Raw genomic sequence first — 21,127 nt, 5'->3', positions numbered from 1 at the left:
ATATGAAGGATATGGAGCAAACCATTGAAATAGCAACACCGAAGCGTACTAAAGAAATTATTCAAAAGCATGGATTCTCCTTTAAGAAAAGTCTGGGTCAGAATTTTCTGATTGATCAAAACATATTGAACAAAATAGTTGGTGCAGCCGATCTGGATGAATCCAAGGGGGCGCTGGAGATTGGCCCGGGAATTGGGGCCCTTACGGAACGTCTGGCCCGTGTAGCAGGACCTGTTACAGCCGTCGAGATTGACCAGCGCCTGCTACCGATTCTTGGAGAGATGATGGAGCCATATCCAAACGTACGCGTGCATCACGGAGATGTGCTTAAGCTGGATCTGGCGGAGCTTTTTGCCACAGACTTTGCTTCGGTTAATAAAGTCAGTGTTGTAGCGAATCTGCCCTATTATGTAACGACACCAATCATGATGAAGCTGCTGGAAGAGAAACTGCCGGTAGATAGCATCGTGGTGATGATACAGAAGGAAGTGGCTGAGCGCATGGCAGCTACACCAGGCTCCAAGGATTATGGCAGTTTAAGCATTGCTGTGCAGTACTACAGTATGCCGGAACTGGTCTGTGTGGTGCCGCCTACAGTATTTATTCCACAGCCGAATGTAGAATCGGCTGTAATCAAGCTGAAGGTGCGAGAGCAACCTCCTGTGCAGGTTCCAAGCGAAGAACACTATTTCGAGGTCGTACAGGCTTCTTTTGCCCAGCGGAGAAAAACAATCTCAAACAACCTCAAGGCTCGCTTCTTCACGAAGGAGAATAGAGAACAGGCCGACCTGCTGCTAGAGCAGGCAGGTATCCAGCCTTCAAGGCGCGGTGAAACATTAAGTCTGCAGGAGTATGCAACTCTCAGCACAGTGATGTGGGAAGCTGGAGTTCGCGGAGGGCTATAATTTTCAATGAACCAATCCGGGTCTCTGCCCATACGATGGGGTAGAGGTGATAATGGTGATGAATATCGGAGACTTGGTCGTCCGGAAGTCATACGGAGGCGATGTGACTTTCCGGGTAGAAGGACTCCAGTCCGATGCTGCGGTCATTAAAGGGACCGAGTTCCGGCTCTTGGCAGACTCCCCGGTGGACGATTTGATACAGGTTCCTTACGAACCACAGAACGCAAAGACCCGTCAGGCGTATGTCAAAGCTCATCAGACTCTATCCCGGTTACAGCAGAACCGAATGGAGCAGGCTGAGCGTTATCGGGAAGGTCTGATACAGGAATGGGCTACACAACAGGAGCCAGCTTATTTTGAAATGCCTGGCAAGGTGCTACATCTGGATGGTGACCCGAATTACCTGAAAAAAAGTATGAACCTGTATGAGCAGCTGCGCGTTCCTGCAGAAGGACAGTATGTGCATGAATCAGCCATGGCCGATACGTTATACCGCCTACTGCCCAAAGTTCGTCCTGATATCGTTGTGATTACCGGTCATGACGGTGTGCTAAAGACACGCCAGCCCTATGATTTGTACAGTCTGGGGAGCTACAAAAACTCACAGAACTTTGTATCGGCAATTCAGGTAGCGAGACAATACGAGCGTCATCTTGACGCACTCACGATTATTGCGGGAGCATGCCAGTCGCACTTTGAGGCATTGTTGCGTGCTGGTGCCAACTTTGCGAGTTCCCCAGGTAGAATCCTCATCCATGCGCTAGATCCGGTCTACGTGGCTGCTAAGGCTTCGTTTACTTCGGTTCGAGATACAGTAAACATGAATGATGTACTTCATAACACGATCAGTGGTATCCAAGGTGTAGGTGGTGTGGAAACCAAGGGGAGCTATCGTGTAGGGTTACCCGGGCTCAATGATTTATCTACACTAAAAGTGAATCCGTCAGCAATATAATGAGCGGTAATGGTCGTTACATTTAATTCAGAAAAGTCCTGAAAAAGGACTTTTTTTATTTGCAAAAAAAATAATTGACAACGACTTTTTAGTGCTGATATAATATTTAGTTTTAATTTGACATGGGCTGTAAAATACAGTATAATGAACAAGAAAAGAGGTGGACGTCCCTAATGGCTAAAAATACGCTGTTGGATATCAAACGCAATCTTGATGCACATATTGGTCAGAAAATTACGCTGCGGGCTAATGGTGGCCGCCGTAAGACGATTGAGCGTACGGGTGTATTGGAAGAAACGTACCCTTCTGTTTTTATTGTTAAGCTTGATGAGGAACAAGAAACCTTCAAGCGAGTATCATACAGCTATGCGGATATACTTACGGAGTCTGTAGAAGTTATGGTCTTTGACCCAAACAGTGAGACAAGCTCCTATATGGAGACGTAAGCATTGGTTTACGGGCGATTTACCCTTTGGGTGAATCGTCTTTTTTATATTTGTCAGGAATGACGCCGAAGTAGTCACGGCATACTAACGGAACAGGTCTAGGATCACCGCTCAGTTATAGGGTACAGCGGCCCAGAGCCTGATTCATACAGTCGAACTGCCGGAACTCATTGTGTCTTGATTAAGATTTAGAGGAGGATGACTTATGAGTCGCAGAAGGAGAAGCGTCATGTCCGAGGAACTGAAGTATGAGCTGGCAAAGGATCTTGGCTTCTATGATACCGTTCAGCAGGAGGGATGGGGCGGAATTAAGGCCAAAGATGCCGGGAACATGGTGAAAAGGGCAATTCAAATGGCAGAAGAGGCAGCGCGTAAATCCTAATTTAAGTTTAACCAGAATGGAGAGCGGGGCATTTTTCAAAATTCGCCCCCGCTTTTTCCCCATGGATACGGAATACAAATGACTTGACAGCCCCATTTTGATATAATATGTTAAGTTGTCTTAGGGAAAAGGTGAGGACGGGTGAACGTCTTGAAAATTTACGAAAAAGCGCCTGCTAAAATTAATTTAATGTTGGATGTCCTACATAAAAGAAGTGATGGATTTCATGAAGTTGAAATGATCATGACGATGGTGGATCTGGCAGATCGCCTAGAGATGTCGGAATTGCCACGAGATACGATTGTCATCTCCAGCCAAGCGGGCTACATTCCGCTAGATGAGAAGAATCTGGCGTTTCAAGCGGCGAGATTGATTAAGGAACGTTACAATGTACGCACGGGAGTTCATATCCATCTAGACAAAAAAATTCCTGTTGCTGCTGGTCTTGCTGGGGGGAGCAGTGATGCGGCTGCAACGCTGCGTGGACTGAACCGTCTATGGCGGCTTAATATACCGGATCAGGAATTGCAGGAATTGGGTGCCGAGCTAGGGTCGGATGTCCCGTTCTGTATTACAGGGGGAACGGCACTTGCAACAGGACGGGGAGAGAAATTAACTCCGATTCCTAACCCACCGCAATGTTGGGTTATTTTGGCCAAACCACCAATCAATGTGTCTACTGCCGATGTGTATGGACGTTTCCGAAGTGAGAAGATTGTTCGTCATCCAAGCGCAGCCAGAATGGAACAGGCTATCCGTAGTCAATCCTTTACAGAAGTCTGCAATCAGATGGGCAATGTGCTGGAGGATGTAACCTTGAAGCTGTATCCGGAAGTTCAGCATCTCAAGGAGGCCATGATACGCCTTGGTGCAGACGGAGTGCTGATGTCGGGAAGTGGCCCGACTGTCTTTGGATTAGTATCCAAAGAAGCCAAGGTGGCACGGATCTATAATGGACTTCGGGGATTCTGCAAAGAAGTCTATGCTGTGCGATTGTTAACGTAAATTTACTTTTATAATGTACAAACACGTATAAAGGTGATATATTTTTAAATAATTATTCGGATTTGGATGTTTCCGTGATCGTGAGGATGGATCTCTGTGAAGAAGTTAAAACGAAGCGCAAGGCTGGTTGAAATGACGCAATACTTGTTGTCCAAACCACATACGGTTATTCCGCTCACCACATTTGCCGAACGTTATGGTGCTGCCAAGTCGTCGATCAGTGAGGATCTGGCCATTATCAAGGAAGTGTTCGAGGAAGGTGGGTCAGGAGAACTGCATACACTTGCAGGCGCTGCTGGTGGAGTGAAATGGATTCCGAAGGTATCGGAAGAACATGCCCTTGCTTTTGCTGAGCGTCTGTCGACCCAGCTTGCACAGCCTGACCGGATTTTGCCAGGGGGATATCTATACATGTCAGATCTTCTTGGACAGCCAGCTTTGATGAATGAAGCGGGTAAAATCTTTGCAACGGCTTTTAGCAATATGAATATTGATGTGGTCATGACAGTAGAAACCAAGGGAATCCCGCTCGCTTATGCGACTGGAGCCCAGCTTAACCTGCCCGTTGTGCTGGTACGCAGGGACCATCAGGCTACGGAAGGATCGGCCGTAAGTATTAATTATGTATCGGGTTCCCACAAAAGTCTGCATACTATGTCCCTATCTCGCCGAGCGATGAAAGAACATTCCCGTGTACTTATTGTGGATGATTTCATGAAAGCCGGGGGTACAGTTCAAGGGATGATTGATCTACTTGCAGAGTTTAATGCGACAGTCGCTGGCGTTGGTGTATTGGTGGAATCCGGATCTGTAGATTCGGAAGAACGTTTGCTCACCGATTATGTATCACTTGCGAAGCTGACAGCAGTTGATGCAAAGAGTAGGCACATTTCGGTCTCGCCGGGTAACTATTTTAACATGTAGAATAATGACGAATGGCATGTCGGGAAAAGTTCTTTTCCATCATCCTGGCACTAACGTTGTCGAATTGTGTATTAAATAAAAAAATTCCTTAAATTAGGACATTTTTATGGTTATAAAAGAAGGAGTTCGTGTAGGCTGTGTGGAATTATACACCAAGTTCTTATGGAAAAAGGTGGTGAACACACACATGCAAATTACGGATGTCAGACTCCGCCGCGTTAACTCGGAAGGGAGAATGAAGGCTATCGCATCCATTACCATCGATAACGAATTCGTCGTTCATGACATTCGTGTCATCGATGGTAACAACGGAATGTTTGTTGCAATGCCGAGCAAGCGGACTCCTGACGGAGAGTTCCGTGATATCGCCCACCCGATCTCTTCTGGTACGCGTGAGAAGATTCAGGCAGCAGTATTAACTGAATATGACCGTGCAGCTACTGAGGAAGAAGTCATTGAAGAAGGTGCCTGAGAACATTATTGGGGTTCGAAGGAAAAGAGAGCCATGTCTTATGGCTCTCTTTTCTTTTTGAGCGGAATAAGATATATTCAGTATTGAGTTTATTCAAAAAGAGAACCGGAGCCTATTCTTCGTTCGGTTGCAGAGCGGCATCTTAGGAATCGTTGGGATTCAGTTAAGCTCACAGGTACACGGCGTCATATATGTAGTCACGAATTACTCGGCACTACGTTGTTTCGCGTGGTTACAGAGACAGCAAAAGCGATGAACAAGACCGGCAATGGAGCCGGCTGAACGATACTCATTGGAGATGGATTTGTGGATGTTCAATGAGTTTTTCAGAACAGGAGGTCGTTAATTTTGAAACGCATGGCAATTGTTCTTGCCGCAGGGCAAGGTAAAAGAATGAAATCCAAATTGTACAAAGTGCTGCATCCCGTATGCGGTAAACCGATGGTCGGACATGTGCTGGATGCAGCTCTTCAAGCAGGAGTTGAACGAAGCGTAGTTGTTGTTGGTCACGGGGCCGAAGCGGTGCAGTCATTTTTAGGTTCGAGAGCAGAATACGCCCTTCAGGCGGAGCAGCTTGGTACAGGACATGCCGTGAAACAGGTGAAGTCCCTGCTTGGCGGTGAGAACGGGTCAACCATTGTAGTTTGTGGGGATACACCTCTCGTTACAAGCGAAACGCTGGAAGGTTTGATGAAGCTGCACGAGGAGCGTGGAGCCGCTGCAACAGTGCTTACGGCTGAACTGGAACAACCTAAAGGATACGGACGTGTCATTCGTGGCGAAGACGGTTCTGTCCAACGGATCGTAGAGCAGAAGGATTGCTCACCTCAGGAAGATGCTGTAAAAGAAATTAACACAGGCACGTATTGCTTTGATAATGCAAAACTGTTTGCAGCACTGGATAAGGTAACTAACCAGAATGCACAGGGTGAATATTATCTGACAGACGTTGTGGGCATTTTCAAAAGCGAAGGTGAAGTGGTAGAGGCTTATATGTCTGATGATATCGCGGAATCCATCGGAGTTAATGATAGAATTGCTCTCTCTCAAGCAGAGGCTTACATGCGTGAACGTCTGGCTATGCGTCATATGTTGAATGGTGTAACCATCATTGATCCATCATCGACATATATCGGAGCAGATGTTACGATTGGAGCAGATACTGTATTGTATCCGGGAACCGTTCTTAAAGGCACTACATCTATTGGTGAATCATGTCATATCGGTCCACATACGGATATTGAAGATAGTATAATACAAGATGGTGCCGTTATTAAACATTCGGTCCTGTCCGAAGCAGAAGTTGGCCCTGATGCTACTGTAGGTCCGTTTGCCAATCTGCGTCCAGGGGCCAAATTGGGCCGAAACGTAAAAATCGGTGATTTTGTCGAAGTAAAAAATGCTACAATTGATGAAGGCTCCAAAGTGTCACACCTCAGTTATATCGGGGATGCACAAGTAGGTAAGAACGTAAATGTTGGATGCGGAGCAATAACGGTTAATTATGATGGTTATAATAAGGCTGTAACCATCATTGAAGATGATGCCTTTGTGGGTAGCAACGTTAATTTGATCGCACCGATCACGGTTGGAAAAGGCGCATATGTTGTTGCAGGCTCCACCGTTACACAATCTGTTCCTGAGAACGATCTGGCTATTGCCCGTTCGCGCCAAGAGAACAAAGCCGGTTACGCGGAGAAAATCCGCGGTCGTGCCAAAGCTAAGAAACAAAACGCTAAGCCTGAATAAGGGTTATGATAATGAATTGCCTCCCACGCATGGGAGGTGCCGACATGTCGCAGACGCTTATAGATTCCAATGAACCAGCACGGAGGGTTTTTATTTTATGACGTATTTTGACTCGAAATTAAAAATATTTACTTGCAATTCTAACCCCAAGCTTGCCCATCAAATTGCTGATTATATCGGGATTCCCATGGGTGAATCCCACACAACCAGCTTTAGTGATGGCGAGATTCAAGTGAAACTCTCCGAGAGTGTTCGTGGCTGTCACGTGTATATCGTACAGTCAACTTGCTTGCCGGTTAATGACAACCTGATGGAAATGCTCGTGATGATTGATGCATTGAAACGTGCATCAGCCAAAACGATTAACGTAGTTATCCCGTATTATGGTTATGCACGTCAAGACCGCAAAGCACGTTCCCGTGATCCAATTACGGCTAAACTGGTTGCTAACTTGATTGAAAAAGCGGGCGCAACCCGCGTGATTGCAATGGATCTGCACGCAATGCAGATTCAAGGATTCTTTGACATTCCAGTGGATCATCTGCTCGGTGTGCCAATTCTGGCTCAATATTTCCGCTCTAAGCAGATTGAAAATCCGGTTGTCGTGTCACCTGACCACGGTGGTGTGGTTCGTGCACGTAAACTGGCTGACTTCCTGAATGCACCGCTCGCAATTATCGACAAACGTCGTCCTGAGCCAAATGTGAGTGAAGTCATGAATATTATTGGTAACATCGAAGGCAAAACAGCAATACTCATTGACGACATTATTGATACAGCTGGAACGATTGTATTGGGAGCGAATGCTTTGATGGAAGGCGGCGTGAAGGAAGTATACGCATGCTGTACCCACCCTGTATTATCTGGACCTGCAATGGAGCGTCTGGAGAATGCACCACTGAAGGAAGTCATCGTAACGGATACGATTCCAATTACACATGCAAATCCAACAAGCAAGCTTAAAGTGCTATCTGTAGCACCGTTGCTTGGAGAAGCAATCATCCGGGTTCATGAGGAATTGTCCATCAGCAAGCTATTTGAAATTGAATAGGACGTCTGCATAAAATAGTAGAGGGGTTACGTCTTCCGGTTAGACCGGAAAATGTAACCCCTGTCGGCGTGCCGTTTTTAATAGGATAAAAAAGAGTGCTGACGCAATTAATATCCCGGGCGAGAAATAAAGCGAAAGCGGCGTCTGTGAAATAGCGTATCAGCTATTTCAACAAATTGACTATCAAAACGGGTGACCAGACCAATCTCAATATGGGTGTTCCGGTCGTATACCTGTACAGGCACGTGATGTTCTAGATGATAAATAAAGTCACTATGTTGAGTCAGTTGTCCGTTATCTTCGCGCAAAACCCGCTCACCTTCCTGAGATGATAAATGTTCGATACGTACTTTCCTGATATTATATGAAATATAACATTCGAAGTCTATGCCTCACCTGAAGCTGACCCCAAGGAGGGAACAAGATGAAGTGGATTGTCGGACTTGGGAACCCAGGCTCGAACTATGCCAAAACCAGGCATAATATCGGTTTTATGGCCCTTGATCGATTCGCAGAACGCCATAATATTTCAATCACGCAGAATAAGTGTAAAGCACTGATTGGAGAGGGCAATATTGGCGGTGTCAAAACGGTACTAATTAAACCAATGACATTTATGAACCTTTCTGGTGAATCCGTCAGGGCCTACATGGATTTTTACAAGGTAAGTCTAGAAGATCTCATTGTGGTATATGACGATATGGACACAGAGATTGGCAAGGTTCGGTTACGGTATCAAGGCAGTGCTGGTGGACATAATGGAATCAAGTCGATTATTCAGCACACGGGTACACAGCAGTTTAACAGGATTCGTATGGGCATATCCCGTCCTGATCCTGGCCATGCCATTGTGGACTATGTCTTATCGACATTTATGAAGAAAGAAAAAGAGGCACTGGAGCAGACAATCGAGCAAACCTGTGATGCCCTAGAGTTTAGTTTAACGAATACATTCGAGCAAACGATGGCCAAGTTCAACGGCTAATTGCTTGAACGAATGGAAAAATGATCAAATGCAGGGCTTCGATTCGGACAACCTGGGCATACTGGATGTATAAACCATGTTCAGGAGGCATAACTATGTCAGTGAATTATGTATGTCGGCATTGCCGTACCTTTATTGGACGAATCGATTCGGCTAAAATTACAGAAGCACAGCTCGGGTTTCATTTCTTGACCCCCGACGAGCGGAGGGATATAATAGCGTATAATTCGGGTGGTGATATTACTGTTCGGATTACATGTGATTATTGTAAAGAAGCGTTGGAAAACAATCCTGAGCTGAGTCTGCTTGCGAGTCCGCTTCAGTAGACAACAGAAGCCGATGACTAATTAGCAATTGTACGTATGGATGAACATTGAAAAATGGACAGATGAGGAAGACCGCAGTTACAGCAGTCTTCCTTTTATAGCCTTGGCAGCCTGCTGAGGCTTCTTTTCAGTTGGTACGAAATCAAGATGGTTCGTAACTCGGTTAAATTCAGGGTAAAGTAGTATGAACAGATGTGGTAATGTTACGAGTAATCCTTTATGATGAAACAGGAGAAAAAGGAATAAGTATCCATTTTTAAAAATTTAAAAAACTATAAAGATGTTGCACATAATGCAATAATCAAGAAAGTTATAAGAGAGGTGCCCCTTTTGTTACAAGCACTCATACAGGCTTTTTCTAAAGATCCGGACTTTGGATCCATTACGGCTGGAGTCAAGTCCGGCATGAAGGAGCAATTAGTCTCCGGTCTATCTGGCTCAGCTCGCCAGATTATGCTGGCTGCACTCCATCAGGAGATGGATCGTCCACTACTCGTTGTAACTCATAATATGTTTTCCGCACAAAAGATGGCAGAGGATTTACAGGAAGCGCTTTCAACAGATCAGGTGTTAATCTACCCAGCTAACGAACTTGTCGCGGCCGAGGCAGCTGTATCCAGTCCAGAGACGCTTGCTCAGCGTATAGAGGTTTTGGTCCGTTGTGCCCAAGGGTTCAGGGGCATTGTTGTTATTCCTTTTTCCGGGGTGAGACGTTATGTTCCAGTTCCGGAAGTGATGGCTAATGCACAGATTCAGATCAAGCAAGGTAACACACTTCAGTTGGATTCATTCCTGCTGGAGATGGTGACACTCGGCTATGAACGTGTGGAGCGCGTTGAATCTCGCGGACAGATGAGTGTACGTGGAGGTATTATTGACTTCTATCCAATGACTTCATCGATTGCGTATCGGGTGGAGTTATTTGACGACGAAATTGATTCCATTCGCACATTCGATCCTGCAGATCAGCGTTCCATTGAGCGGATAGAGGAAATCACGGTTTTGCCATGTAAAGAATTGATTGCTGATCGGGAGCGAATGGAGAAGGCAGCGGATACAGCAGCACTTCTGCTTGAACAGCAACTGGAGAAAATGACAGACCGTCAGGCAAAGCTACGGCTTCGGGAAGAGATGCATCGGGAGATCGAGCTGCTTCGCCAGCATGTATATTTTTCGGAAATGTACAAATATATCTCCCCTCTGTACCCGGAAAAGAAAACAATCTATGACTATATGCCGGAAGATACCATTCTGGTGCTGGATGAGCCGGCGCGACTGTCCGAAACGTCGAAACAGCTGGATCGGGATGAGTCCGAATGGAATCTGCACCTGATACAAAATGGTAAAACCCTGCCCGAGTTGTCGTTATCAGCCGATGGGGATGAACTGCTCTATGAGCGTCCATTCCAGACGATCTTTATGTCGATCTTTTTACGTCAGGTCCCTCATACCCAGCCGCAGAACATTCTGAACTTTATTAGCCGGGGGATGCAGGATTTCCACGGGCAGATGAACGTGCTGAAGGCGGAGATGGAACGCTGGCAGAAAGCCGGAGTTAAGGTGTTGATGTTAGCTAACGGTGAAGAGCGCATGAATCGGATGCGTCGGGTATTACAGGATTACGACATTCCAGAGCCGGAGCTGCTGAATGGTAATTTGCAGACGGGATTCGAGATGCCTTCTATTCATCTGGCAGTGGTTACCGAAGGAGAAATGTTCTCACAGAAGCAGCGTAAAGCCCGTAAGCCGATTCGGAACATTGACAATGCGGAACGCATCAAATCCTACAGCGAGCTGAAGGTAGGCGATTATGTCGTTCACCAGAATCACGGGATTGGTAAATACCTCGGGATTGGAACGTTAGAAGTCGCTGGTATTCACAAAGATTACATGCACATTCTGTATGCAGGCGGCGACAAGTTATCTGTTCCAATTGAACAGATTGATCTGATCCAAAAGTATGTAGGATCTGAAGAGAAAGAGCCTAAAATATACAAACTGGGTGGAAATGAATGGACACGGGTAAAAAATAAAGTCCGTTCTTCTGTTCAGGATATTGCCGACGATCTGATCAAGCTATATGCAGAACGTCAGACATCCAAAGGATATGGATTCGACAAGGATTCAGCAGAACAGCAGGAATTTGAGGATATGTTCCCTTATGATGAGACACGAGATCAGATGCGTGCAATTGAGGAAATTAAAAAGGATATGGAACAAAACCGTCCAATGGACCGTTTATTATGTGGAGACGTTGGATACGGTAAAACTGAAGTAGCCATTCGGGCTGCATTTAAAGCAGCAATTGAAGGGAAACAGGTGGCAGTGCTTGTTCCAACAACGATTTTGGCTCAACAGCACTATGAAACGTTCCGTGAGCGCTTCTCCGGTTATCCGTTCAATATTCATGTTCTTAGTCGGTTCCGCTCTCGTAAGGAGCAGAATGAGACGGCGAAAGGGATTAAATCGGGTACTGTCGATATTGTGATCGGTACGCACCGTTTGCTGTCGCAGGACTTGGTATTTAAGGACCTCGGACTGCTGATTGTGGATGAGGAACAACGTTTTGGCGTCACACACAAGGAGAAGTTAAAGAAACTTAAAACCAATGTGGACGTGTTAACTCTTACAGCAACACCAATTCCGCGTACATTACACATGTCTATGCTAGGTGTACGTGATCTATCTGTTATTGAGACGCCGCCGGAGAATCGGTTCCCGGTTCAGACCTATGTGGTGGAGCATAGTCATGCCCTTGTCCGGGAAGCGATTGAGCGCGAGCTGGCCCGTGGTGGTCAGGTCTATTATCTTTACAACCGGGTGCAAGGTATTCAGGAGATGGCTGCGGAAATTTCGGATCTGGTACCTGAAGCCAAAGTTGGTGTAGGACATGGTCAGATGACCGAAACGGAGCTGGAGAAAACAATCCTCGACTTTCTGGACGGAGAGTATGACGTATTGGTGAGCACAAGTATCATTGAGACGGGTGTGGACATTCCGAATGTAAATACACTAATTGTACATGATGCGGATAAAATGGGTCTTTCTCAGCTGTATCAGCTTCGTGGACGGGTAGGACGGTCTAACCGAATTGCCTATGCTTATTTCACATACCAACGGGACAAAGTGCTTACAGAGGTAGCCGAGAAGCGCCTACAGTCTATTAAGGAATTCACCGAACTGGGTTCAGGCTTCAAAATTGCGATGCGTGACTTGTCCATTCGTGGTGCGGGGAACCTGCTCGGAGCAGAGCAGCACGGCTTTATCGCTTCGGTCGGATTCGATCTGTACTCGCAGATGCTCGCTGAGGAGATCAACAAACGTAAGGTCACGATGCTTGGAGAAGAGTCTGTTCCTTCCGACCAATGGAATACAACACTTGACCTTAGTATCGATGCCTATTTGCCATCGGATTATATTTACGACAGTATTCAAAAAATTGAGATCTATAAAAAGGTAGCTGTTATTGCCTCTTTCGAAGATGCGATGGAACTCGAAGACGAGTTGGTTGACCGTTTCGGTGATCTGCCGGAGGCTGTAACGAATCTGATGGCGGTAGCTCGTCTTAAAGTATATGGCAAGATTTACGGAATTGAGTCTATTACGCAGCGTGGCGATGACCTTGTGGTGAAGTTCTATGAAGGGCGAGAGCATGCCTTTGAGCTTTCGAAAATCGCACACATTGGAAATCAGTTCGAAAGACGTGTACAATTTGAACAAGGACCCCATATGCTGATTCATGTCAAAGGCAAGGGTCTTGGGGATAAGCAACTGATGGAACTGGTAGAAAAGTTTCTGGAGTCCATGAAGACTGCTTTTAAATCAAAGGGGGAACTTAAAGATGTTAGCAAAGTATAAAAAAGTGGGAAAAGTGCTGTCCATAGGGTTGGTTGCAGTACTGTCCCTCTCCTTGCTTGCCGCATGTGGCAAGAAGGAAGAAACCAAAGCGCCGGAGTCCAAGGATAACAGTGCTGTTGTAGCTACTTATGAGGGTGGTACGATTACAGCCAATGAATTCGACCTGGAACAACGTGTCATGAAGTTTCTCTCTCCTCAATATGCAGAGCTGATGGAAATGGATGAAATTAAAGAAACTTTGTTGAAGCAAGAAATTGCTTATAAGTATCTGAGCGATAAGGCGAGTGAAGAAGCAAAAACGGCTGGTGCTAAAACAGCTGCAGAGCAATTTGACAATTTGAAAGCTCAAGTGAAGGAAGACCAGTGGAAGGAAATGCTGGAGAAACAAAATCTCACAGATCAAAACATTAAAGACTACATGACTCGCATCATGACGGTGATCAAAGATAAAGAAACTGGTGTGACAGAAGATGCCATGAAGGCAGAGTATGAGAAAAATAAAGATCAGTATACAACAGCATCTGTACGTCACGTACTGATCAACTTTGTAGACCCTAAAACAGAAAAAGAACGTAAGAAAGAAGATGCTTTGAAACTTGCAAAAGAAGTAAAAGCGAAACTGGACGGCGGAGCTGACTTTGCTGAAATTGCCAAAAAGTACTCTGAAGATCCAGGGTCTGCTGACAAAGGTGGACTTTATGAAAATACGCCAGTTGGAACTTGGGTAGAAGCATTCAAGGAAGCGGCAAAAACATTGCCACTGAACAAAATTAGTGATCCGGTTGAAACAGAGTACGGCTACCACGTGATGAAAGTGGAAGCACGTACAGAAGCAGACTACTCCAAATTGGCAGCAGAGCAGAAAGACGCGTTAAAAAGCCAGCTGGCTTCAGGTGAAATCGATGCCTTTATGCAAAATGATCTGGACAAGCTGATTAAAGAAATTAATCTTCCTAAGACGGATAAGAAAGAGGAAGGTACAACAGAGGGTACAACGGGTTCGGGTACTGAAGGTACGAAAACCGATGAAACTAAAGCTGACTCCAGTACAGATACGAAAACAGATGAAGGTACAACTGGAACAGACAAAGATGCAAATGCAGAAGAGGGTACAAGCAGTAAGTAATAACTTGATTCAAAAGTCTGACGAAGCACGGGGAGAACTACGGTTCTTTCTGCTGCTTCGTTTTTGCGTTTATGGAGCAACATATGGAAGAGGATTATTTTTTAGGATAAGTTCATCAACGATATTCTGCAAAACATGTATAAGGATATGGGAACAGATGAATACTATGGTCAAGAAATCACACTAAACGTTCTGGGACTTTCCTCTACCCATTAAGGAACAGTAGTTGAAAAATCTTCTCGAGAAAGTGGGGCAACATGTAAATGAAAGCTACTGGTATTGTCCGCCGTATAGATGACCTGGGTCGTGTGGTCATTCCAAAAGAAATCCGTCGTACGTTACGTATTCGTGAGGGAGATCCACTTGAAATCTTTGTAGATCGGGATGGAGAGGTCATTCTTAAAAAATATTCGCCCATTGGTGAGCTTGGCGATTTTGCTAAAGAATATGCTGAATCCCTGTATGAAAGTACAGGCCACGTGACGATGATTTCAGATCGGGACACGATTATAACGGTGGCAGGCGGGTCCAAGAAAGAATATTTGGACAAGCAGGTTGGCAGCCTTGTGGAGAGTTGTATGGAAAATCGTAAGACGATTATGGAAGCAACCAGTGGTACTTATGAGCTTAGCAAAGATCATGACGAGACGTTATCCTCTTTTGTTATCGCACCTATTATTGCTGGTGGTGATCCCATCGGAACCGTGATCCTGTTCAATAAGGATGATTCCGTGAAGATGTCTCAGATGGAAACCAAAATGGCTGAGACGGCAGCGGGATTCCTCGGCAAACAAATGGAACAATAATAGCAGACGGACTCCTGTTAGCCTGAACCGGGCAGACGGGAGTTTTTGCTTTTTACATATAAGTTGAACTAAAGGTATTTACACAAGTACTCCGATGACAGAATAACCTTCCAATCGCTGTTATCCCCAGATTTTTTGGATTCCCTTTTTTAAAAGGGAAAATCCGGTGATAAAGGCGAGCGCTCCGCTTTTTCAGGTTTTTTCTGTCCTCTCCGTTAAAGTGTAAAAAATTATTCCAAATTATATAGGGTGGGGTAGATAGGAAGAGGTGTTGATCAAAGGATGTTCGTGTGTGTGTCTTCTGGCAGGTATAATAGCTAAGGGAGTGTTATACTTCGTTTGAATGCCAGGATCACATGGGAGGAACCAAGAACATTATGAAACAGCCATCATCAGGCACAAGGTTGCTGCAAGGTGCGTTTATTCTAGGGCTTGCCGCCATTATCTCCAAAATCATTGGTGCTTTTCAAAAGATTCCACTCCAGAATCTAGGGGGAGACGGTGTTTTTGGTATCTACAACACGGTCTATCCGTTATATATGCTTATTATTACACTGGCTGCAGCAGGTTTGCCGTTAGCCGTATCCAAATTTGTAGCAGAACAGAATGCCCTTGGCAGACCAGACGAGAGCCGTAGAATTATACGATTATCTTCGATGCTGCTGGGAGGCTTGGGAATGGTTACCGCAATACTGATGTACGTAAGTGCACCATGGGTTGCAGCTCTGATCGGTAACCAACATGTGATCCCTTCTATTCATGCTGCCTCATTAGCTTTGTTATGTGTACCGCTGATGACAGGGTTGCGCGGATATTTTCAGGGGATGCAGCAGATGGTACCTACAGCCGTCTCTCAGGTAGTTGAACAGACTGTTCGGGTCACTGTCATGATTGTGGTGTTATTGTGGCTGATTGGCCAAGATGCTTCACTTGAGATGATTGCCGCAGGGGCAATGTTAGGCTCGGTCGCAGGAGGTTGTGCGGGGCTGGTGGTGATGCTGGGGTTCGTCTACCGACATCGGCGACAAGAGCGGGCAGATCATTGGTCAGAGGAAGGAGCATTGTTTAGGAATTTAGAGCATTCCCAGGATATGAGTCAGACCACTCAAACCTCGGATGTCTCCCGAGATAGTGGAAGCCGGCATATGGCGATAACTGGAGAGGACATCAACAAGGTTATCCCAGTGGAGGGTGTGCAAGCTCGGAAGACTAAACGCACTAACGCAGAGTGGATACGTACTTTATTGATCTATGCCGTTCCGGTTTGTTTGGGATCGCTAGCCGTACCTCTGATGAATCTGGTCGATACCTTTACGGTGCCGCGTCTGTTAAGCGGTGAAGGTCTAGATGAGGTTCAAACGATGGTATCCTTCGGTATATACAACCGTGGATTGCCGCTGGTACAGCTGGTGACGATGCTTGCCACGTCACTATCGGTGCTCTTTATTCCGGCGATGGCCGAAGCACGACTCAAGGGCGGGCCAGAAGCCGTCAGACAGCAGGCGGGCATGGCGCTGCGCTGGTTCTGGCTGATCGGTCTGGCAGCTTCCGCAGGTCTTGCGGTGCTGGCAGATCCGATTAACCGCATGCTGTACGGGGATGCCGCAGGCACCGAAGCTTTGCGGTACATGGCGCTGACGGCAGCGGGCAGCACCGTCAGCATCATCGCGGCGGCGCTGTTGCAAGGCCTCGGCGCCGTACGCGCTCCCGCGTTCAGCATGCTGGCCGCCGCAGGCGTCAAGGTGCTGCTGAACGTCATGCTTGTGCCAGCGCTGGGCATCAGCGGCGCGGCCATTGCAGGTGCAGCCGCCTATATGCTGGCGGCTGGCCTGAATGTGGCGCTGCTGGCGCGGCTCACCGCCATGCGCCCTGCTCCTGGCGCCGTCCTGGCGAAGCCGGCGCTAGTGATCGCCGCCATGAGCCTGGCGGCGCTAGGCATGGCCTGGGCCGCCGAAGTCATACTCGGCGGCTTGGGCATCGCAGCCACGCAGCGGCTGGCTGCGATGGGCATGAGCCTGCTGGGCATGGCCGCAGGCGGAGCCGTGTTTGTGCTGACGGCGGCCCGGATTGGGCTGCTGACCGCCACAGAGCTGGCGGCCTTGCCCAAACTGGGGCCACGCCTGGCCAAGCTGCTGCGCAGACTGCGTGTACTGCGCTAGCCCAAACTTATGTTGCTAGCTACTGAATGAAGCAGCTGCAGAACATGCCTGTTTTGCTATTACAACCGAAGCAATTATTGAATATCGACAGATTCTGGTATAATACGTTTAATTATTGAGTGCCATCCTGTTCAGTTTAGACGAGAGATGCTTATAGCTATTGATATGCCAATTCTGGTATACCAATTGCGTAGACAGCCCGGAAGGGCAGGATGGTTCGGATGGAGGTTTAAGCACAATGAGTGCAGCTTTGACAGTGGTTGGTCTAGGATCTGGTGATGCAGATCAACTGACTTTGGGCATTATTAAAAAAATGAAAAACGCGTCTACCTTGTATGTACGTACATTGGATCATCCGGCGCTGAACGATCTACAGCAGGAGGGGCTGGAGATGACGTCGTTTGACAGCATCTATGAAGAAAAATCCTCCTTCCCCGAGGTTTATGATGAGATTGCAAAACAACTGATTGAGGCTGCTCGAAGTGGGGCTTCAGATACTGAGATTGTCTATGCTGTACCAGGCCATCCAATGGTTGCCGAAGCGAGTGTACGTCTTTTGAAAGAACAATGTCCAGAACAAGGCATTTCCCTACGTATCATGGGTGGAGAGAGTTTCCTGGATGAAGCTTTTATTCGGCTTGGCTTTGACCCTATTGAAGGTTTTCAATTACTGGATGCCAGCAGTCTGAGTCCAGAACTTGTACAACCGCAACTACATACGTTAATTGGACAAGTCTATGATGGCTTTACCGCTTCGGACGTGAAGTTATGTCTAATGGAGGTATACCCCGACGATTATCCAGTGGTTGTGGGTCATGCACTTGGCGTGCAAGGTCAAGAAGTCATTCATAAGGTGCCGCTACATGAGCTGGATCGGACCCCTGGTTATGGCAACCTGTCCCTGATCTATGTGCCGAAAAATACAGATGATGCACTGCGTCGCCGTTCCTTCGCACGTTTGCACGAGATTGTAAACATTCTCCGCAGCCCAGGTGGCTGCCCGTGGGATCAAGAGCAGACGCATCAGTCGATTCGCAAAAATCTGATTGAAGAGACTTATGAAGTAATTGAGACCATCGACGAGGATGACCCGGATCATATGAAAGAAGAGTTGGGTGATCTGTTGCTGCAGATTATGCTGCATGCTCAGATGGAAGAAGAGGTCGGTACGTTTAACGTGTATGACGTCATTGAAGGGTTGAATGACAAGCTGATCTTCCGTCATCCGCATGTATTTGGCGATAATCAGGCTGAAGATGCGACTGAAGCCTTGCAAAACTGGGAACAGATGAAAGCAGAGGAGAAAAAGCGTAAAGGTCAGGACATGCATAAGGCTTCTGTGCTGGATGGCATTCCGCGTGATCTGCCTGCACTGATGAAAGGATACAAGCTCCAGAAAAAAGCAGCCAAAGTCGGCTTCGATTGGGATGATGTAGAGGGCGTCTTTGACAAGATCGAAGAGGAACTGGCCGAACTGAAAGAAGCGGTGCAGCAGGGACATGATGATGAAGCCCGTAAGCTGGAACTTGGTGATGTGTTATTTGCCACAGCGAACGTAGCTCGTTTCATTGGCACGGACCCCGAGGAGGCTCTTGCTGCTACAAACCGCAAGTTTGTTGCTAGGTTTCAGTATATTGAGGATCGGCTTCGTGAACGAGGTAAAACACCTGCGGACAGCACGGTGGAAGAGATGGAGCAGTTCTGGCAACAGGCGAAGAAAGCAGGGCTCTAGTTTTAATATTTTGTAAATGTAACCAAAACTTTCATTCCATCAGGCTGGGCAGTGTGTTATGATGGGCGAACATGTGTTCATGCTATTTTTGGGATATGATGTTTAACCTGACATTATTTCGGGTACTGGACTTAAACAAATCTCTGCCATGCAGTGATAAAAGCTAAAAAAGTCCCAGCACAAGGCAGGAATTTAGCATACAAGCCAGAATACATGTGTAGTAACCATGCGAGAAATGACTTGGTTTAGGCAAGGTCATCAAGGCTCGCAGATACTTTTTTTTCAAATTGGGAGGCTTTTAAACATGAACAAAACAGACCTGATTAACAACATTTCTAACAAAAGCGGTTTGACAAAGAAAGATGTCGAGTCCGTATTGAATGGCTTTTTAGGAGAAATTACGGATGCACTTGCCAGCGGTGACAAAGTACAATTGATCGGCTTCGGCACTTTTGAGACCCGCAAACGTTCTGGACGTACAGGACGTAACCCGCAAACAGGGAATGAGATTGTGATTCCTGAGTCCATTGTTCCTGCATTTAAAGCAGGTAACAAACTTAAAGAAGCAGTAAAATAATGCGTCTTGATAAATTCCTGAAAGTATCTCGGCTGATCAAACGCCGTACGGTAGCCAAGGACATCTCTGAACAGGGACGTGTTCTGGTGAATGGACGGGAAGCCAAACCTAGCGCTTCTGTCAAAGTAGGAGATGAGCTTACTGTTCAATTTGGTCAAAAGCTGGTCACCGTGAAGGTGGAACGTCTTGCTGAGAGTACAAAGAAGGAGGAGGCGAGTAGCCTCTACACCTTGGTTAAGGAAGAGCCGATCGCCAAGGATAACGGGATAGACTGGTAACAGTCCACCTGATACATTGAAATGCCTTTTATGTTATGGAATTAAAACGTCCTTCCGAATGCGGAAGGGCGTTTTTCGTTATGTCCCAGAAGGAAATGAATAGATTCGTAAGGTGATGGTTCTAATCTCGTTCCCTCATCCATAAGCTAGGTACTAAAGAAGGAGGGGTACATGCCATGGTTGAGCACGGAAAGGCAAAACAGCATCATCTGAACATGCAGAATCGGAAGCTGCTTGATCTGACAGGGGTCTCCAATGTGGAGAGCTTTGACAGTGAGGAATTTTTGCTTCAGACCGAACTTGGGCATCTGACCATCCGGGGGCACAATTTACATATCAAAAACTTGAGCCTGGAGGAAGGTCTCTTATCTATTGAGGGCACGATTAGTTCGCTTCAATATCTGGACCCCGGTTCCCAGTCCAAAAATAGTAAAGGCCTGTTTGGCAAGATGTTCCGATGATTCTTGATGCACAGTGGATCACACTGGCCTGGATGATGTTATCGGGAATTGTGATGGGCGTAGCTTACGACAGTTACCGGGTACTGTCCGGACAGCTGCAATTCCCGAAGTGGAGCATCCATTCACTTGATTTGTTGTACTGGATCGCTTCCGCGTTGTTCGTTTTTCGGATGTTGTATGCCGGAAATCACGGACAGCTGCGGTTTTATGTCTTTTTGGGGCTGATTATCGGAGTTTGCTTCTATTTTTGGCTTTTAAGTGTTACAACTCAGCATTTTGTGGTAATGTTAATTAAACTCGCAAGAACACTCATCCAGTGGTGTGGACATATCCTTAACATCTTGATTGTTGTGCCGATTAAGGGAATATATAAAATGGTTCGCGTATTATTCGGTTTTATCCTTGCGATACTAATATTCCTTGGTAAGCTGGTGGTGCAATGTTTAACGCCTTTCGGTAAATTGTTCTGCTGGATGTTCAGGCCGCTCCTGAGTTATTGGGTGACGCCTCAGTGGATGATCCGAGTGGGTACAAAGATTGCAGTGATATGGAAACGCTGGTTTCAAGGAGGTCCGAGGAATGAGTAGAACACCTGTGGGCAAACAGAAGGGCCAAGTTAATCAGGGAAAGTCTGCCGGTGCACGAAGGCGCCTGATGCTTTGGCTCACATTTGTAGTTGTTTTTGCAATCTGGTCAGGATATACGTTCCTTGTTCAGAATGCACAAATATCGGACAAGAGTTCTTATTTGGCCAAACAGCAAGGCTCTAAGCAGGAGACACAACAACAACTAGAGCAGCTGAAGTATGAAGTCAGTCGGTTAAAGGACCCTGAGTACATAGGTCAGCTGGCACGAAAAAAGGGATATTATCTGCCTGAGGAAACACCAATTCAGGTTGAAGAGTCAGGAAACTAATGGTATTCCGTCTTT

The 21,127-nt window shown here is 46.5% G+C and carries 21 protein-coding genes; all 21 read left to right on the top strand.

Features of this window, described 5'->3' with window-relative positions; translation table 11 throughout:
- The first annotated feature begins 2 nt into the window (after nucleotides 1-2).
- Nucleotides 3-905, top strand: a complete 903-nt coding sequence (rsmA, locus tag PQG66_RS24090; RefSeq protein ID WP_442955172.1) for a ribosomal RNA small subunit methyltransferase A — start codon at nucleotides 3-5, stop codon at nucleotides 903-905.
- A gap of 58 nt (nucleotides 906-963) precedes the next feature.
- The gene (gene yabG / locus PQG66_RS24085) at nucleotides 964-1,860 is read left to right on the top strand and encodes a sporulation peptidase YabG (RefSeq protein ID WP_272040386.1); all 897 of its coding nucleotides are present in this window, start codon (nucleotides 964-966) and stop codon (nucleotides 1,858-1,860) included.
- Between the two features lie 173 nt (nucleotides 1,861-2,033).
- Nucleotides 2,034-2,306, top strand: coding sequence for a biofilm formation stimulator Veg (gene veg, locus PQG66_RS24080; protein ID WP_272040385.1), 273 nt, complete (start codon nucleotides 2,034-2,036; stop codon nucleotides 2,304-2,306).
- Between the two features lie 205 nt (nucleotides 2,307-2,511).
- Nucleotides 2,512-2,688 (top strand): small, acid-soluble spore protein, alpha/beta type, encoded by a 177-nt coding sequence (locus PQG66_RS24075; RefSeq protein ID WP_272040384.1) that lies wholly within the window; start codon nucleotides 2,512-2,514, stop codon nucleotides 2,686-2,688.
- A gap of 150 nt (nucleotides 2,689-2,838) precedes the next feature.
- Nucleotides 2,839-3,693, top strand: coding sequence for a 4-(cytidine 5'-diphospho)-2-C-methyl-D-erythritol kinase (ispE, locus tag PQG66_RS24070; protein WP_272040383.1), 855 nt, complete (start codon nucleotides 2,839-2,841; stop codon nucleotides 3,691-3,693).
- A gap of 96 nt (nucleotides 3,694-3,789) precedes the next feature.
- Nucleotides 3,790-4,617: a pur operon repressor gene (purR, locus tag PQG66_RS24065; RefSeq protein ID WP_272040382.1), complete on the top strand. Its 828-nt coding sequence runs from the start codon at nucleotides 3,790-3,792 to the stop codon at nucleotides 4,615-4,617.
- Nucleotides 4,618-4,804: 187 nt separating this feature from the next.
- Nucleotides 4,805-5,089 carry a septation regulator SpoVG gene (spoVG, locus tag PQG66_RS24060; protein ID WP_017691372.1) on the top strand — a complete coding sequence of 95 codons (285 nt, stop codon included), beginning with the start codon at nucleotides 4,805-4,807 and terminating at the stop codon, nucleotides 5,087-5,089.
- A gap of 357 nt (nucleotides 5,090-5,446) precedes the next feature.
- On the top strand, nucleotides 5,447-6,838 hold the full coding sequence (gene glmU / locus PQG66_RS24055; protein WP_442955174.1) for a bifunctional UDP-N-acetylglucosamine diphosphorylase/glucosamine-1-phosphate N-acetyltransferase GlmU: 1,392 nt from the start codon (nucleotides 5,447-5,449) through the stop codon (nucleotides 6,836-6,838).
- Nucleotides 6,839-6,935: 97 nt separating this feature from the next.
- On the top strand, nucleotides 6,936-7,889 hold the full coding sequence (locus tag PQG66_RS24050; protein ID WP_017691370.1) for a ribose-phosphate diphosphokinase: 954 nt from the start codon (nucleotides 6,936-6,938) through the stop codon (nucleotides 7,887-7,889).
- A gap of 424 nt (nucleotides 7,890-8,313) precedes the next feature.
- A complete protein-coding gene (gene pth, locus PQG66_RS24045) occupies nucleotides 8,314-8,874 on the top strand; it encodes an aminoacyl-tRNA hydrolase (RefSeq protein ID WP_272040378.1) in 561 nt (186 codons plus the stop codon).
- Between the two features lie 95 nt (nucleotides 8,875-8,969).
- On the top strand, nucleotides 8,970-9,200 hold the full coding sequence (locus PQG66_RS24040; RefSeq protein ID WP_272040377.1) for an anti-sigma-F factor Fin family protein: 231 nt from the start codon (nucleotides 8,970-8,972) through the stop codon (nucleotides 9,198-9,200).
- Between the two features lie 330 nt (nucleotides 9,201-9,530).
- Nucleotides 9,531-13,058 (top strand): transcription-repair coupling factor, encoded by a 3,528-nt coding sequence (mfd, locus tag PQG66_RS24035; protein WP_272040376.1) that lies wholly within the window; start codon nucleotides 9,531-9,533, stop codon nucleotides 13,056-13,058.
- Nucleotides 13,042-14,184, top strand: coding sequence for a peptidylprolyl isomerase (locus PQG66_RS24030; RefSeq protein ID WP_272040375.1), 1,143 nt, complete (start codon nucleotides 13,042-13,044; stop codon nucleotides 14,182-14,184). The genes mfd and PQG66_RS24030 overlap by 17 nt, the downstream gene beginning before the upstream one ends.
- A gap of 263 nt (nucleotides 14,185-14,447) precedes the next feature.
- Complete coding sequence (gene spoVT / locus PQG66_RS24025; protein WP_272040374.1) at nucleotides 14,448-14,990, top strand: stage V sporulation protein T; 543 nt, start codon at nucleotides 14,448-14,450, stop codon at nucleotides 14,988-14,990.
- Between the two features lie 377 nt (nucleotides 14,991-15,367).
- On the top strand, nucleotides 15,368-17,149 hold the full coding sequence (locus tag PQG66_RS24020) for a putative polysaccharide biosynthesis protein (protein WP_272040373.1): 1,782 nt from the start codon (nucleotides 15,368-15,370) through the stop codon (nucleotides 17,147-17,149).
- A 238-nt stretch (nucleotides 17,150-17,387) separates the two neighbouring features.
- A complete protein-coding gene (mazG, locus tag PQG66_RS24015) occupies nucleotides 17,388-18,881 on the top strand; it encodes a nucleoside triphosphate pyrophosphohydrolase (protein WP_272040372.1) in 1,494 nt (497 codons plus the stop codon).
- 226 nt (nucleotides 18,882-19,107) lie between these two features.
- Complete coding sequence (locus PQG66_RS24010) at nucleotides 19,108-19,458, top strand: HU family DNA-binding protein (protein WP_442955171.1); 351 nt, start codon at nucleotides 19,108-19,110, stop codon at nucleotides 19,456-19,458.
- Entirely contained in the window at nucleotides 19,458-19,736 is a 279-nt protein-coding gene (locus PQG66_RS24005) for an RNA-binding S4 domain-containing protein (RefSeq protein WP_272040370.1), read from the top strand. Before PQG66_RS24010 ends, PQG66_RS24005 begins: the two co-directional genes overlap by 1 nt.
- Nucleotides 19,737-19,912: 176 nt before the next feature.
- Complete coding sequence (gene yabP / locus PQG66_RS24000) at nucleotides 19,913-20,197, top strand: sporulation protein YabP (protein ID WP_272040369.1); 285 nt, start codon at nucleotides 19,913-19,915, stop codon at nucleotides 20,195-20,197.
- Nucleotides 20,194-20,784 carry a spore cortex biosynthesis protein YabQ gene (gene yabQ / locus PQG66_RS23995; protein ID WP_272040368.1) on the top strand — a complete coding sequence of 197 codons (591 nt, stop codon included), beginning with the start codon at nucleotides 20,194-20,196 and terminating at the stop codon, nucleotides 20,782-20,784. Before yabP ends, yabQ begins: the two co-directional genes overlap by 4 nt.
- Nucleotides 20,777-21,112: a septum formation initiator family protein gene (locus tag PQG66_RS23990; RefSeq protein ID WP_272040367.1), complete on the top strand. Its 336-nt coding sequence runs from the start codon at nucleotides 20,777-20,779 to the stop codon at nucleotides 21,110-21,112. The genes yabQ and PQG66_RS23990 overlap by 8 nt, the downstream gene beginning before the upstream one ends.
- The last annotated feature ends 15 nt before the right edge of the window (nucleotides 21,113-21,127 follow it).

This window comes from Paenibacillus sp. JJ-100 (genome assembly GCF_948329825.1).
Lineage (GTDB): Bacteria > Bacillota > Bacilli > Paenibacillales > Paenibacillaceae > Paenibacillus.
This window is presented reverse-complemented; position numbering and strand designations above follow the sequence as displayed.

Excerpts from the sequence above, each read along its gene's own strand:
- rsmA (WP_442955172.1), top strand. The coding sequence starts at position 3 with ATGAAGGATATGGAGCAAACCATTGAAATAGCAACACCGAAGCGTACT.
- yabG (WP_272040386.1), top strand. The coding sequence starts at position 964 with ATGAATATCGGAGACTTGGTCGTCCGGAAGTCATACGGAGGCGATGTG.
- veg (WP_272040385.1), top strand. The coding sequence starts at position 2,034 with ATGGCTAAAAATACGCTGTTGGATATCAAACGCAATCTTGATGCACAT.
- PQG66_RS24075 (WP_272040384.1), top strand. The coding sequence starts at position 2,512 with ATGAGTCGCAGAAGGAGAAGCGTCATGTCCGAGGAACTGAAGTATGAG.
- spoVG (WP_017691372.1), top strand. The coding sequence starts at position 4,805 with ATGCAAATTACGGATGTCAGACTCCGCCGCGTTAACTCGGAAGGGAGA.
- glmU (WP_442955174.1), top strand. The coding sequence starts at position 5,447 with ATGGCAATTGTTCTTGCCGCAGGGCAAGGTAAAAGAATGAAATCCAAA.
- PQG66_RS24050 (WP_017691370.1), top strand. The coding sequence starts at position 6,936 with ATGACGTATTTTGACTCGAAATTAAAAATATTTACTTGCAATTCTAAC.
- pth (WP_272040378.1), top strand. The coding sequence starts at position 8,314 with ATGAAGTGGATTGTCGGACTTGGGAACCCAGGCTCGAACTATGCCAAA.
- PQG66_RS24040 (WP_272040377.1), top strand. The coding sequence starts at position 8,970 with ATGTCAGTGAATTATGTATGTCGGCATTGCCGTACCTTTATTGGACGA.
- PQG66_RS24030 (WP_272040375.1), top strand. The coding sequence starts at position 13,042 with ATGTTAGCAAAGTATAAAAAAGTGGGAAAAGTGCTGTCCATAGGGTTG.
- spoVT (WP_272040374.1), top strand. The coding sequence starts at position 14,448 with ATGAAAGCTACTGGTATTGTCCGCCGTATAGATGACCTGGGTCGTGTG.
- PQG66_RS24020 (WP_272040373.1), top strand. The coding sequence starts at position 15,368 with ATGAAACAGCCATCATCAGGCACAAGGTTGCTGCAAGGTGCGTTTATT.
- mazG (WP_272040372.1), top strand. The coding sequence starts at position 17,388 with ATGAGTGCAGCTTTGACAGTGGTTGGTCTAGGATCTGGTGATGCAGAT.
- PQG66_RS24010 (WP_442955171.1), top strand. The coding sequence starts at position 19,108 with ATGCGAGAAATGACTTGGTTTAGGCAAGGTCATCAAGGCTCGCAGATA.
- PQG66_RS24005 (WP_272040370.1), top strand. The coding sequence starts at position 19,458 with ATGCGTCTTGATAAATTCCTGAAAGTATCTCGGCTGATCAAACGCCGT.
- yabP (WP_272040369.1), top strand. The coding sequence starts at position 19,913 with ATGGTTGAGCACGGAAAGGCAAAACAGCATCATCTGAACATGCAGAAT.
- yabQ (WP_272040368.1), top strand. The coding sequence starts at position 20,194 with ATGATTCTTGATGCACAGTGGATCACACTGGCCTGGATGATGTTATCG.
- PQG66_RS23990 (WP_272040367.1), top strand. The coding sequence starts at position 20,777 with ATGAGTAGAACACCTGTGGGCAAACAGAAGGGCCAAGTTAATCAGGGA.